Origin of the sequence: Caldisericum exile AZM16c01 (assembly GCF_000284335.1) — a bacterium.
GTDB lineage: Bacteria > Caldisericota > Caldisericia > Caldisericales > Caldisericaceae > Caldisericum > Caldisericum exile.
Map to the genome: position 1 here is coordinate 861,800 of NC_017096.1, position 13,142 is coordinate 874,941.

Sequence of the window (13,142 nt, forward strand, 5' to 3'; positions counted from 1 at the left end):
TCCTTACGGATAAACTTCTCCATAATGTTTTGCAAAAATGAAAAAGTCATTTTCATCAACACTCCCATCAAAGTTTAAATCACAACGTGAATCAAATTTTGGGTCATCACTCTTCAACCCAAATGTTGCCTTAAAAATAGAAAGATCTAAAGAATTAACACGTTTGTCACCATTAAAATCGGCAATTTTTGCATAATCTGAAACCAAAAAGTTTAAACTATTAGCATAAAAAATATCACCTGAATCTGCAATAGGATTATAAATTTCTATGAAACCACTGCCGTTTTCCACTGCTTTAAATGTGAGCGTAAAGCTCGCGTTGTTTAAGGAGATATTAGAAGTAATTCTAATCTTTGAAGGATTCTCTCTATTAAAATCAACAGTCACGTTATCAAAAGAAGAGCTCACATCTAATAAACTTATTTTAGTAGAATCAAAATACAATTCCAAACTTAAATTTTTAAATGGTTTAGTTACAGACACATTTAAATTGACAGTTAACATATCGCCCTTGTTCATAAGCGGTGCATAGTTATCCGGTAAGACCAGAGTAATTGAAGAAGTTACATTTACATTAGAAACTTTAAATTTATCGCTTTTTGAATAGGTTTCAACAACAGGATATACAATTTTGCCTTTTTCATTATCATTTGCTTCAATGTATGAAACTTTATAAAAATACATACCATTAGCAAGTATATATGTACCTTGCAAAGGATTAAATGGAGAAAACGACACTGAATAATCACCTACATAAATAGGAGCAATATCAAAAAGGTTCTTAATTAAATTACCCTTAGAATCGATAATCGAAACTTTTACCTCTTCTGCAATATTTTCTCTAAATTTGTAATTTTCACCAGTTCCTATACTTCCAACTCCAACAGAAAAATAAATGGTAGTACTTCCATTTGCCGATAAATTGTTGTTCGTTATTTTAACATTATAAAGTGGGTCTTTAGGCTTATTATCTTTAAGAAACATATAAGGGACATGCAACTTTTCAAAACCACTATCGAAGAAAACAAAACCATAAGCACTCACAACATCTGAAGAAGCTGTTAATGTTATATCAAAGGTAACTCTCGAATTCCCACTAACAGTTATTGTAGAAGGTATATTAATACTGATTGTATCATTTGATGCGTTTAAGATACTTGTGGAAAAGGTTTTTGTAGTATCTGAAAAATTCTGTATAGTTAAGTTAAAAGTTTTTGTTTGGACTCCATTACCGAATATTAAAGAAGAAGGATAAACAATGGCATTTGAATTAACTGCATTGAAAACATTGACTCTTCCTGCACCTTGCAATGTTGGTGGAAAAGGTCGTGATGAGGCAGGATTATATAAAATATCAGAAGTGTTCATTATCAGTGATTTTATGTCTTGAGGAGTAAGATTTGGCTTTGCCTGTTTTACCAACGCGACTGATCCTGCAACCACGGGAGATGCCATAGAAGTTCCACTCATTTCCATATAGGAATTGTTTAAATATGTAGAAGTTAGGTTTACACCTGGTGCAACCAAATCGGGTTTTAGATAAAAATCATTAGTAGGACCAGAAGAAGAAAATTCAGCAATTAACCCGAGTCCGTACTCGTTAGTAATATTTATGTTTTCATTAGTGTGGTCTTTCAAAAATTTTCCGTCAGTAAATGACACAAAAAGGAAAGGTATAAAATCATTTCTTGAAGGATTATTCTGGGAGACTAAAGTGATTTTAGGCATACCGCTTACGTTATTGTAAACAATCACGCCAATTGCTCCTGCATCTTTTGCATTAAGATCCTTATCACCAAAATAAATTTGCCCTCTTTCAATCAAAGCAATTTTTCCTTTAACATCGACACCTTGAAAATCTTCTTTTCTTCCTAAACCGCAATAAACCATCTGGTATGTGCCCTCTTTAAAATCTGGAGATTCGTTTGGATATTGAGCAAGTATACTTTTACCGCTGCAATTTATTACTCCAGTAATTCCGTCGGAAGTAGCACCAACTCCTATAGCAAGATCAACTGATCCAGGAGAGCTTATTGGATAGTCAAAAAACTCTCCCGGAACGCCGTTGTTTCCGGCCGCAGCAACGACCACTACTCCAGAACCAACTGCCCTTCGTACAGCATCAGATTCTGGATCATCAGAAGTGGCCCCTCCATTTTGAATACCAATAGAAATGTTAACAACATTACACTTATCTTTCACTGCTTGATCGAGAGCCTTAATTATGAGAGAACTTGTTGTCGTCGTACTATTTTTAGAAAAAACCTTATATGCATAAATCTTTGCATTTTTCGCTATTCCCTTTTCAGAACCTGCTGCAATTCCTGCAACATGGGTACCATGCCCATCATAATCCATAGGATCCGGGTCATTGTCCGCAAAATCATAGCCTCCAACAACTTTTAAATTGGGAAATTTTCCGCCACCTAATTCTTTGTGGGTATAATCAACACCTGTATCTATTATCCCAATTTTTATGTTATTCCCAGTTATATAATTTCCTAGCTGATCCTTCTTACTACTTACAAGATCTGCTTTAATAACTTTACTGGTTATCTCTCTTTCTAATGAATATGTTTTTTCTTCATATATATTTTTTATAAAGTCGTAATTTAAAACCTCATTAAGCAATTTACCGCTTCCTTTAACGCTAATCCCATTAAGAACGTAAGAAAAATCGTAAGACGGTTTTAGTCCCAATCTTTCAAAAGCTCTTTTGTAATTTTCATGTTTACTATTTACCGAGTTTTCAAAACTTGTGAGTGCATCAATTTTAAGGAACGAGAGTAGTTTATAAGAAAAACTGTTTTGATAGTCAAGAACTGTAGGATCTTTAAAAACAATAATTGCGTTATAAAACCTATTTTCATCAAAGTGTTTTTTAGTGACAACAGTGTTATTTGCTTGCGCTTTTCCAAAAACACCAAACAATAAACAAATTATTAGAATAATCGAAAATAATTTTTTTAACGACATATCCAATTTCTTCATATTCTATTATATACCTTTTGACAGGTAAGCCAAAGCAAATTATAATATGTTGAAATGAAAAATAAAATAAATCTATTAATTTTTGACTTTGATGGAACTCTTTTTGATACGTCTTTAGACATAGCAAATGCAATTAACCATGTTAGAAGAAAACTTGGAATGGAAATATTAGATAAAGAAGTAATATGGAATTACACTGGGGACGGACTTCTAAATACTGTAATAAGGTCATTTCCTGAATTAAAGGATGAAGAAACTTCTACTGTATATCTGAATGTTCTTAAATATTATGAGGAACATTCAGGTGAATTTTCTAAGCCAATTGACGATGTTTTAGCATTTATTGAAAAAGATACACACAGAAAGATAATTCTTTCAAACAAAAATTTAAAGCCGATGTTAAAAGTGCTTGAGAGATTTAATATAAAAGAAAAATTTGAAAAAATTTACGGATTCGATAGTTTGCCTTATTTTAAACCAGATCCAGGAACTGTAAGTATCATTTTACAAGAAACCGGAACAAAAAGAGATGAAGTTGCGTTGATTGGCGATGCAGACCAAGATGTACTAACAGCCAAAAACGCCAAAATAAAATGCTATATAATTCCTTCAAAGAAAATTACTGTTGATTATCCATACACGAAATTTAGTAATTATTTCGAACTTGAAAAATTATTAGAAAAAAATTAGAATACTAAAGGAGGTTAAAAAAATGGCTTATCTTCTAGTAGTTGTACTTAACAAAACAGAAAAGATTAATCGTATTCTTGAGAGGTTTATCGAAGTCGATGTAAGAGGAGCAACAATTATTGACTCAATCGGAATGGGAAGAACACTTGAACCTGAAGTCTCAACTTTTTCGACTCTTCTTGAAATTTTTAACGTTGGAAGTGGTAGATATCCAGAAAACAAAACAATTTTTACTGTAATAAAAGAGGAAAAAACTCTTAGAGAAGCACAACGTGTTGTAAAAGAAGAATTAAATGATTTTAAAGAGCCTGGGACTGGAATTATGTTTGTTGTTCCAGTTATTGATTTTGTTGGTCTTGCACCATCCTTAGAAGAAGAGAAAAAGGCTATCGAAGAGAAACGGAAAATCGAAAAAATTATCTAAAAAATTGGTGGAGGCGGCGGGAGTCGAACCCGCGTCCGAGTAGGTAATCTATACTGGCAGCTACAGGCTTAGCCATTTTTTTGTTTTTCACGCTCTGCTTCCAAATGGCAGGACTCAGAGCGCATAGTCCGAGTTATTACCCTTGAATTAGGCTCGGACAACCTAACACAAGGGGCTCATGTCCCGACGTCTTGCAAATCCCATGAGCAAAGATCTTGCAAGACGGCAGCATTATCTTATGCTGCTAATGCATAACTGTAATCGGCGTTTATTTTTTAGCGGATTTTTTAGGAGGCCAACCGCTATCCTCCGCCTGCTCCAGTATACCTTACCTATCCGTCGAGCCCCAGCGCCCCCATTTTAAACGCCTATTATATTATAACAAATTTTAACTTTTTTGTAGTACTTGCATGATTTCCATGCATTTAACACTTTTAAAATATAATCCATTGTTTCAAACTTTTTAAACTTGTATGTGGTAATAAGTAGGAGATTTAGGTCTATGAATTTTTCTTATAATATTTCATTTCCTGATTAGAGATTCACTATAACTTCTTCTAAAAAGAATTTGGTTTTTAGTAATTAAAAAGTTCTTCGAGATTTTGGATAAATAAAGTTATGATTCTTTTTATTTGATATGTTTCTTTTTATGATGTTCATAAAACTCTCCTAAGAATTTTTATTTGACAAACTACTTTTCTTTATACGGAAAGGTATTTTGAGGTGATTTTGTTTTGTATTTCAAAGAAAACTAAGACCACTGATTAATTCTCTTTGTAGTTTTTTCTTTAACATATTTTTCAGTTTTATCAAAAGCGGTGTAGAGGAATTGATATTGATATAATAAGTAGCGTTTTAATTCTTTGTATAAATACTGTTGAGAGGATTAACTTACGAACAGAAATTCTATTAAAATAAACTGGTGGAGATGAGGGGATTTGAACCCCTGACCCCATGGATGCAAACCATGTGCTCTACCGCTGAGCTACATCCCCACCGATGGTGGGCTTCTCTGGACTCGAACCAGAGACCTCGTCCTTATCAGGGACGCGCTCTAACCTACTGAGCTAGAAGCCCTTACGATGTATATTCTAATAAATTTATTCTTTTTTGTCAAGAGTTTGCATTATTCTTGTTAAGCATTTTTAAATAAATCTTTGTAATCATAAGCAAGTTCATAAATTTTTAAAACAACGTCCGTAGTTAGCGGCGCACGTGCGAGAATAACGTCTTTTCCTTCATCTTCAAAAGCCATTTTTGCAAATTTATCGAGATCTTCTCTTCTAACAGCATATTTTTTAAGTGATTCAAAAGCATCAACTTTTTTAAGATAATGAACAATTCTTTCGATTGTTTTAGTTGGTGAGTCTGTTGAAAATATGGCTTTCCCAAGCTTCTTTAGTCTTTCTTCGTGAATATCTTTTGTTATATACAGGAATGCTGGAAGCAAAATTGCAAGGCCACGGCCATGAGATATTCCATAAAGTCCTGAAATAGGATGCTCAAGTCTATGTATTGGGAAAGGGCCTGATCGTCCCGCAGAAGGAATTTGAGAAAGAGCAAGTGATGATATCCAGGAAAGAGATTCTCTTGCATTGACATCATTTGGGTTTTCGTAAGCTATCTCGCCAAAATGTATTGCTTCCTTCATTAATGCTTCTGAAATTGCATCTGAAACGGGTGCATATACTTTTGAGGATAAATAACCTTCAAGAATATGAGTAAACATATCCACAACACCATCAATAGTTTGCTTTTGAGGTATAGAAATTGTAAGAAGTGGGTCAACAATTGAAATTTTTGGGTATAAGAAAGGAGACATTATTCCTCTTTTGTGTCTTGTGTCTGTATTTGTTATAACTGCAGCACCATCAAGTTCTGATCCTGTAGCTGCAACAGTAACCACAGACAAAATCGGCAGCACATCACTCATTACTCTCTTTTTTGGTGGTCTTTCAAGATAATCCCAAATTCCATTACCAGTTTTTGCAACAATGGCAATTCCTTTTGCTGCATCTATTACGCTTCCACCACCTATTGCAATGATAAAATCAACATTTTCATTTCTTGCAACTTCACCGCCTTTATCAACTGTCTTTGATTCTGGATTTGGTTCTATTTCTGAATACACAACATATTTAATACCTACTTCATCTAATTGTTTAAGTGCTTTATCAAGTAATCCAGACTCTTTTGCAAAACGTCTTCCCGTAACAACAAGTGCCTTCGTTCCGAGTTCTCTTGCATACTTTCCTAACGAGTTAAATTCACCTTTTCCAAATACTACTTTTGTTGGTATATGTAATACAAAGTTATCCATATTTTACCTCCTGTAAAAGATTGAGGGGGCTATTAGCCCCCTTTATTGAAAATTGCAAATTTTATTACGCACTAATTTCTTTAAGGGAAAAGTTGATATCACTTAGTTTATTTTTATACTGGGTGACATCAACTTGCTTTGAAACAAGTTTAGTTGCGATGTTTGCTTCTTTAATACCAAGAATAATTACTCCCACAACTTTGTTATCTTTAAGGACAATCTTCCGATATTTTCCCGAAGATTCATCGCTTGCCCTTATAACTTCAAAACCTTCTTCTTTAGGATTTACAAGACCTACCGAAGTAAGATCAAGTCCAACAACCTTCAAAGTATTAGAGGGAACGGACCCTTTATACTCTATTGACCCATCTTTAACCATATTTGTTGCAGCGATTGTTGCTTGTTCAATCGCAGGTGGAATTATTCCATATACTATACCGTTAAATTCTGCAATATCACCCGCTGCAAAGATATCCTCAGAAACCTGCATGTAAGAGTTAACAAGAGCACCTCTATTGAATGGGAGGTTCGAAAGCTCAAGAAGTGAAGTATTTGGTTTAACACCTGTTGAAAGAAGAACCATTTCTGCAGGGACAACGGTGCCGTCAGCCAAAATTACTTTTTCTACGTTTCCATTTCCTATAATTCTTTCTGTTTTTGCATTTTCTAAAATACCTATTCCCCAACTCATCAATATACCTTTGAGAATTTTTGCACCTTCCTCATCAAGTTGCCTTGGAAGGAGGTAGGGACCACCCTCAATTACTACTGGTTTTAACTTATTTTTAAGAAAAGAATAGGCCGCCTCCAATCCCAAAACTCCACCACCAATAACTACAACTGGTTTTCCATTACCTATAATAAAAGAATGTCTCCTTATTTTAAACGCATCGTTAAGATTCCTTAAAGTAAATACACCTTCATTGTACACGCCTTCTATTTGAGGTACAAAACAAGAGGCTCCATTAGCAATCAATAGCTTATCATAGGCTACACTTCCACCCATGTCAAGAAGAAGGAGATGTTCCTTTGGATCGATTTTTCTTACTTTAACTCCGAGATGGAGTTTCAAATCTCTCTCCTCGTACCACATTGAATCATAGAAGTAAAGATCCCTAGCTTTGATCTCTTCTCTAATAACCTCAAAGAGTTTAGGTCTTGGATAGTAAAGAGTTTGTTCTTCGGAAAAAATATGTATTTCACCTTTAGGATCAAGTTGTCTGATTGTCTTTGCTGCAGTAATCCCAGCAACTCCTAAACCTATAATTGCATAAATCACGTTCTATCACCTTCCAGTTTAAAAAGGCGAGAAATCATTTACCTGCCAGAATCTTTCTTTCAAATCGTTATATTCGTTTGTGAGCATGTTCAAATGTTCTTCTTCCCACTTCATAAGTTCTTCAAAAAGATATCTAACCTTTGCATCATTAGCTTTTTCTGCTTGCTCTTTATAAAAGAGAATTGAATTCTTCTCCAAAATCATTCCCGTTGAAATAGCTGAAAATTCAAAATTCTTACCCTTTAGATTGTTTAAAAAATCCTCAGAAAAAATTCTTCTAAAAGATATGCTTGGTTTTGGGATATTAACTTCAATTTCTTTTTTGTCTTTTATTGCATCGTGCAAATCTTTCAGGTATTTGTAATGTTTCCCTTCCTCACTTGCAAGAAAGAGAAATACCTCTCTTGCCTGCTTATCATCCGTTTTCTCTGCTGCAACTTTATACAAATTTATGCCATTAAGTTCAACTTCCATTGCGGCTTTAAGCACTTCCAAAACATCACTCATATTACATCTCCTCAAATTGATCTTTTGTTGCACCACACACCGGGCAAGTCCAATCTTCAGGTAAGTCTCCCGACTTTATCAGTTGACCTTGAACCAACCCGCATAAATCCTAAGAATTAATTTTTAAAAACCTTCATTTTGCTACTACAAACTTCTGTTTGATCTTTTTGTTCTGATTAGATTCTTAACTCTTCAAAGGGAGTAATGTTTTTTGGAGGTTTAATATGAAGTATTTTAAGAATCTTGTTACCAAGCTCATCCCACTTTGTTTTAAGATAGAATGAATGTCCTTCTGCACTAAATTCTGTAAGATTCATTAAGTTGAGTGCTTCTTTGATTCTTTCAGGTGATGCTTTGATATTATTCTCTTTAAGTGTTAGTTCAAGCGTTCTTTCAAGAAGGAAAGAGAGGAAACAAACAACAAAGTGGCCTTTGATTCTTTTTTCGGTCCAGTGGAAGATTGGCCTAACCTCCAACGTACTCTTCATTATCCTGAATGATTCTTCTATCTTCCATAGAGCATGGTGTGCATCAAGAATGTCATTTACATTCATATCAGTCTTGCTTACCTCTATTGCATAGTATCCATCAAACATCTCATCCCTTGACATTGCATTTTTATCCAATTCCCAGTTCAGCTTGTTTGTCTCCTTGAGGTATTTTCTTCCTCCACGCTTCAAGCTTCCACTGATAGCAGAAGGGTTATCAAGAAATTTTACTCCTTTATCAATCAACCTCTGCCTATCCTCTCTATCCTTTTGAGCTCTCAAGGGAGAATAAGTTACAAGGAGCTTCTCTTTGAGGTCATACAGTTTGTTATCTGTATCTCTTACAGTATTTACATAATCAAGCAGCTTGTATCTGAAGGTTTCTTCATCTTGGCTTGAATCGGCTGAATTGAGGTTAAGGGTATCTTTCCCTTTTATTGTGACGTACCCCTCTTCATTCAGGATACTTTCCTGCACATCCTTCTTCATGCTCTTTATGCGTGATGAAACAATGTAATCATACCCTTTATCTTTGATTTTCTTTAAGTTGAGCTTTGAATTTAGCCCTCTGTCTGCAACGATGATTACCCTGCGTATGCCAAACCTTCCACTGAGTTTATCAAGGGACGACTCAAGTGTCTTACCTTCAAAGGTATTGCCAGGAAAGAGTTCATATCCTATTGGCCGACCAACCATATCAATGAGCAGTCCTAAGACAACCTGCACTTCATTAACCCTATTTTCTTTGCTGAATCCAAAGTCTCTTAATGTATCCTTCTTTACGCTTTCAAACCTGAATGTTGTTGCATCATAGAAGACAACATCAACATTCATATTGAATAGGCTCTTCTGTTTGTTAAAAAGGTAATCTTCAATTGTTTCTTTATGCTCTGATAGTATGTCAAGGGAACGATAGAGGTGGTTTAATCCTACAGAAGGAAGATTAGCATAGTGCAGTTGATTGTTGTATGTTCCAAGCTTACTCTTTGGATTCATAAGGTGTTCTGCTGCCATTAAGAAGATAGAAGTGTTTAAGTCAAACTGGATATTTGTTTTCTCTCTCATATCATTAAGCAGTTTATTTAATCCATAGTTATCCCAGAGTTTCTTGTAGACAGCATAGCCAGTATTAACGACATTTCCACCTTTTACCGTATTCAGGTCAATCATATCCTTAAACTTTGATAGTTCTGCAAGGCGAAGGCCTAATCTTCCAAACATTGGGTTGTTCTCAATCATATCTAATCTACCAAGGTTAAGGATCACCTTGTGCTTTATGATACTTTTTTCTTTGTCTCTGTATGCCGAGACTATGGAGACATACTTATGCTTTCCAGACTTAGTAACTTTTACAAACATATCCTATTGTATCATAAATATTAAAAAATGCAAGCAAAAACAAGAAATAAATGATAAAATATTGCTACTACAATTTTAAAAAACAAAAAATTACAGCTACATAAATACTACATTCTTTAGATAAAAATACTCAAAAATGAAGAGTAAGTGATAAAGTCAGGAAAAGATATCTAACCTTTGCATCATTAGCTTTTTCTGCTTGCTCTTTATAAAAGAGAATTGAATTCTTCTCCAAAATCATTCCCGTTGAAATAGCTGAAAATTCAAAATTCTTACCCTTTAGATTGTTTAAAAAATCCTCAGAAAAAATTCTTCTAAAAGATATGCTTGGTTTTGGGATATTAACTTCAATTTCTTTTTTGTCTTTTATTGCATCGTGCAAATCTTTCAGGTATTTGTAATGTTTCCCTTCCTCACTTGCAAGAAAGAGAAATACCTCTCTTGCCTGCTTATCATCCGTTTTCTCTGCTGCAACTTTATACAAATTTATGCCATTAAGTTCAACTTCCATTGCGGCTTTAAGCACTTCCAAAACATCACTCATATTACATCTCCTCAAATTGATCTTTTGTTGCACCACACACCGGGCAAGTCCAATCTTCAGGTAAGTCTTCAAAAGGCGTTCCTGGAGGAATGTCCTGAGTGTCATCACCTACTGTCGGGTCATAAATGTACCCACAAACCATACATTTGTACTTTTTCATTTTTGCCTCCTATTTTTTAAAATTCTTTAAAAGCACTCTTCGGTGCACCACAAATTGGGCACTGTTCTGGCGCTTCGCCAATAACAGTGTATCCACAAACGGGACAAATATAGATTTTATCAAATTTAACTTCTTCACCCTTATCAATCATTTCCTTGGTATTTGCATAAAGCTCTCTGTGGATTTTTTCAGCAGACAATGCAAAATGGATCGATCTTTCTGCTTCTTTCTCATCTTGTAATGTTGCTATAGCATTATACGCCGGATACATCTCTTCAATTTCAAAGTTTTCTCCACCCCATGCTGTTTGAAGGTTCTCGGAGGTTTTTTTAAGATCCATCAAAGCTTTGAAGTGATTTGTAGCATGTACCTGCTCAGCAAATGCAATTGCCCTAAATAGCCTTGCTACATCGTGTAGCCCTTCCTTTTCTGCTTGTTCTGCGAAGATTAGATACCTCATGTGTGCTTGTGACTCACCTGCAAAAGCCTCTCGTAAACTTCTTTCAGTCATTTGTCTCATAATCGTTCCTCCTTTCAAATGATTAAAATTTAGCTATTATATTATAGCATAAATTTATTATTCTTTTTTACTACAAATCTTACAATTCGGATCCTTTTCTAAATTTATTATTGAAAATTCGTTAGTTAACCCATCAATTAAAAGTAATTTATTCTTCAATACACTGCCAATACCCAATATATACTTAATGAATTCATTTGCAACCAAAGTTCCAGTAATGCCCACAGTTGTTCCAATAATACCTTGGTTACGGTTTTCTACAGTTAGTTTGAACAGAATTTCCTTGTCTCTTTCAGGGAAAATGCAATTGAAACATGCAGTTTCGTAAGGAATGACAACCATAACCTGTCCTACAAATCTTCCTACAGCTCCTATAAAAAGAGGTTTGTTTAACTCAACCGCAATTTTATTTATTAAATAACGAGTTTCATAGTTATCAGTTGCATCAATTACTGCGTCGTATTTTTTAAAAATTCTTCTTGTAATACTTTCATCCGTAAGCCAAGTATCGTATGCCTCAATAACTAGATACGGGTTTAACTTTTTTATTTTTTCCATAGCAATAAGTGCTTTTTTCTTTCCCAAGTCATCGGTGTTATATAAAATTTGTCTGTTAAGGTTGCTCAACGTAACAATATCACCATCAACAATTCCAACTCTTCCAACCCCAATAGATGCAAGATACATAAGTATTGGACTCCCAAGACCTCCAGCACCTACAACCAACACATTAGAGTCTCTAAGTTTTTTTTGTCCTTCAAGGCCAATTTTATCAATTCTTATGTGCCTATCGTATCTTTCTAATTCTTCCTTTGATAACACTTAACACCCCGAATTTTCTATCCTATTAGGTCTCTTAAGATATTTTTCTGGATTTTTTAAAAACTCTTCTTTGCATTCCTCCGAACAAAAATAGTAAATCTCGCCTTTATATTCAACTTTTTGACGCGCTTCGTTTTTCTCCATAATCATTTTACAAACAGGATCTTGCACCATTTACCCACCTCCTACTGGTGAAAATACACTTACTACATCACCTTCGTTCAACTTATCATCAAACCACGCTCTTTTAAGATTAACTAAAACTATAATATATTTTCTTTCTTCTATGCCAAATTTGTTTAAAACATCCTCAACTGTTGAGTTATCCTCTATATTTATATAAGTTTCTTCAGGACCGTACTTTAAATAATCACCATAAAGTTTAACCTTGACAGTCATAACCTACTCCTTAAACAAGATTCTTACCTCCCTAATGTCCCAAAGATATTGAAGTCTTTCTTCTATTTCTTCTTTTATATTATCTGCAAACTGAGAAGTTTTAGGAATATTTAACGTTATTTCAACAATACCGGAATCCACAACCACGGACTTTACAATTTTCGACTTAACAACATCAATGCCAGTTTCAGGATTCATAACATGAGATAAGCGTTCGTATACCTTATCAACTGTTGTAGGTTCATTTTCTTTAATCAAACCATTTTTTTCAAGATAGAGTTCCACTGCAGAGTGCAATGCATCTGCTGCAAGAACTGAGCAGTGAACCTTTACTGGAGGAAGTCCACCTAAAGCCTCTGCTGCATCTTTCCATGTTATTTTTTTTGCTTCCTCGACTGTTTTTCCTTTGACTAAATCTGTAATAATTGAGGCAGTTGCAATATTCGAAGCACAACCATAAGATTTAAATTTTACATCAACAATTCTTTGAGTTTCAGGGTCAATTTTAAGATAAAGTGTAATCATGTCACCACATGCAGGACTTCCTTCGGTGACTTTTACATCCGCATCAGGGATTTCTCCAACATTGTGCGGATTTTTAAAGTGTTCGATAACTAATTTTGTATATGGAATTGGCAT

15 protein-coding genes, 2 tRNA genes and 1 other RNA gene are annotated in these 13,142 nt (G+C 34.5%); 2 read left to right on the forward strand and 16 right to left on the reverse strand.

Annotation, left to right across the window (positions count from 1 at the left end; all coding sequences use genetic code 11):
• Positions 1 to 3 precede the first annotated feature (3 nt).
• A complete protein-coding gene (locus tag CSE_RS04235) occupies positions 4 to 2,991 on the reverse strand; it encodes a S8 family serine peptidase (RefSeq protein ID WP_083836371.1) in 2,988 nt (995 codons plus the stop codon).
• Positions 2,992 to 3,045: 54 nt separating this feature from the next.
• Between CSE_RS04235 and CSE_RS04240 the strand changes: the two genes are divergently transcribed.
• Both CSE_RS04240 and CSE_RS04245 read left to right on the forward strand, forming a co-directional pair.
• A complete protein-coding gene (locus CSE_RS04240) occupies positions 3,046 to 3,681 on the forward strand; it encodes an HAD family hydrolase (RefSeq protein ID WP_014453408.1) in 636 nt (211 codons plus the stop codon).
• Between the two features lie 22 nt (positions 3,682 to 3,703).
• On the forward strand, positions 3,704 to 4,105 hold the full coding sequence (locus CSE_RS04245; protein WP_014453409.1) for a hypothetical protein: 402 nt from the start codon (positions 3,704 to 3,706) through the stop codon (positions 4,103 to 4,105).
• A gap of 5 nt (positions 4,106 to 4,110) precedes the next feature.
• Here CSE_RS04245 and ssrA read toward each other — a convergent pair.
• From ssrA to CSE_RS04305, 15 genes are all read right to left on the reverse strand, one after another.
• Positions 4,111 to 4,462: a transfer-messenger RNA gene (gene ssrA / locus CSE_RS08100) on the reverse strand.
• A 563-nt stretch (positions 4,463 to 5,025) separates the two neighbouring features.
• A tRNA-Ala gene (locus tag CSE_RS04250) sits at positions 5,026 to 5,100 on the reverse strand.
• A 5-nt stretch (positions 5,101 to 5,105) separates the two neighbouring features.
• Positions 5,106 to 5,182 (reverse strand) — tRNA-Ile (locus tag CSE_RS04255).
• A gap of 58 nt (positions 5,183 to 5,240) precedes the next feature.
• A complete protein-coding gene (locus CSE_RS04260) occupies positions 5,241 to 6,425 on the reverse strand; it encodes an iron-containing alcohol dehydrogenase (RefSeq protein WP_014453410.1) in 1,185 nt (394 codons plus the stop codon).
• Positions 6,426 to 6,489: 64 nt separating this feature from the next.
• Entirely contained in the window at positions 6,490 to 7,704 is a 1,215-nt protein-coding gene (locus tag CSE_RS04265; RefSeq protein ID WP_014453411.1) for an NAD(P)/FAD-dependent oxidoreductase, read from the reverse strand.
• Between the two features lie 18 nt (positions 7,705 to 7,722).
• The gene (locus CSE_RS04270; RefSeq protein WP_014453412.1) at positions 7,723 to 8,211 is read right to left on the reverse strand and encodes a ferritin family protein; all 489 of its coding nucleotides are present in this window, start codon (positions 8,209 to 8,211) and stop codon (positions 7,723 to 7,725) included.
• 1 nt (position 8,212) lies between these two features.
• Entirely contained in the window at positions 8,213 to 8,308 is a 96-nt protein-coding gene (locus CSE_RS08300; protein WP_083836372.1) for a rubredoxin, read from the reverse strand.
• 79 nt (positions 8,309 to 8,387) lie between these two features.
• Entirely contained in the window at positions 8,388 to 10,058 is a 1,671-nt protein-coding gene (locus CSE_RS04275; protein ID WP_014452655.1) for an IS1634 family transposase, read from the reverse strand.
• A gap of 130 nt (positions 10,059 to 10,188) precedes the next feature.
• On the reverse strand, positions 10,189 to 10,602 hold the full coding sequence (locus tag CSE_RS04280; RefSeq protein WP_014453413.1) for a ferritin family protein: 414 nt from the start codon (positions 10,600 to 10,602) through the stop codon (positions 10,189 to 10,191).
• Between the two features lies 1 nt (position 10,603).
• On the reverse strand, positions 10,604 to 10,762 hold the full coding sequence (gene rd / locus CSE_RS04285) for a rubredoxin (RefSeq protein ID WP_014453414.1): 159 nt from the start codon (positions 10,760 to 10,762) through the stop codon (positions 10,604 to 10,606).
• Positions 10,763 to 10,778: 16 nt separating this feature from the next.
• The gene (locus CSE_RS04290; RefSeq protein WP_014453415.1) at positions 10,779 to 11,282 is read right to left on the reverse strand and encodes a rubrerythrin family protein; all 504 of its coding nucleotides are present in this window, start codon (positions 11,280 to 11,282) and stop codon (positions 10,779 to 10,781) included.
• Positions 11,283 to 11,339: 57 nt separating this feature from the next.
• Positions 11,340 to 12,104: a HesA/MoeB/ThiF family protein gene (locus CSE_RS04295; protein WP_014453416.1), complete on the reverse strand. Its 765-nt coding sequence runs from the start codon at positions 12,102 to 12,104 to the stop codon at positions 11,340 to 11,342.
• Positions 12,105 to 12,278 (reverse strand): YHS domain-containing protein, encoded by a 174-nt coding sequence (locus CSE_RS08140; RefSeq protein ID WP_014453417.1) that lies wholly within the window; start codon positions 12,276 to 12,278, stop codon positions 12,105 to 12,107. It abuts the gene before it with no gap.
• Positions 12,279 to 12,503, reverse strand: coding sequence for a MoaD/ThiS family protein (locus tag CSE_RS04300; protein ID WP_014453418.1), 225 nt, complete (start codon positions 12,501 to 12,503; stop codon positions 12,279 to 12,281).
• Between the two features lie 3 nt (positions 12,504 to 12,506).
• Positions 12,507 to 13,142 carry an iron-sulfur cluster assembly scaffold protein gene (locus CSE_RS04305; RefSeq protein ID WP_014453419.1) on the reverse strand — a complete coding sequence of 212 codons (636 nt, stop codon included), beginning with the start codon at positions 13,140 to 13,142 and terminating at the stop codon, positions 12,507 to 12,509.

Bases quoted from the DNA above. Each gene is read 5' to 3' on its own strand.
- CSE_RS04245 (WP_014453409.1), top strand. From the start codon at position 3,704: ATGGCTTATCTTCTAGTAGTTGTACTTAACAAAACAGAAAAGATTAAT.
- CSE_RS04270 (WP_014453412.1), bottom strand. From the start codon at position 8,211: ATGAGTGATGTTTTGGAAGTGCTTAAAGCCGCAATGGAAGTTGAACTT.
- CSE_RS04300 (WP_014453418.1), bottom strand. From the start codon at position 12,503: ATGACTGTCAAGGTTAAACTTTATGGTGATTATTTAAAGTACGGTCCT.
- CSE_RS04305 (WP_014453419.1), bottom strand. From the start codon at position 13,142: ATGCCAATTCCATATACAAAATTAGTTATCGAACACTTTAAAAATCCG.
- CSE_RS04260 (WP_014453410.1), bottom strand. From the start codon at position 6,425: ATGGATAACTTTGTATTACATATACCAACAAAAGTAGTATTTGGAAAA.
- CSE_RS04280 (WP_014453413.1), bottom strand. From the start codon at position 10,602: ATGAGTGATGTTTTGGAAGTGCTTAAAGCCGCAATGGAAGTTGAACTT.
- CSE_RS04290 (WP_014453415.1), bottom strand. From the start codon at position 11,282: ATGAGACAAATGACTGAAAGAAGTTTACGAGAGGCTTTTGCAGGTGAG.
- CSE_RS04275 (WP_014452655.1), bottom strand. From the start codon at position 10,058: ATGTTTGTAAAAGTTACTAAGTCTGGAAAGCATAAGTATGTCTCCATA.
- rd (WP_014453414.1), bottom strand. From the start codon at position 10,762: ATGAAAAAGTACAAATGTATGGTTTGTGGGTACATTTATGACCCGACA.
- CSE_RS08140 (WP_014453417.1), bottom strand. From the start codon at position 12,278: ATGGTGCAAGATCCTGTTTGTAAAATGATTATGGAGAAAAACGAAGCG.
- CSE_RS04235 (WP_083836371.1), bottom strand. From the start codon at position 2,991: ATGAAGAAATTGGATATGTCGTTAAAAAAATTATTTTCGATTATTCTA.
- CSE_RS04240 (WP_014453408.1), top strand. From the start codon at position 3,046: ATGAAAAATAAAATAAATCTATTAATTTTTGACTTTGATGGAACTCTT.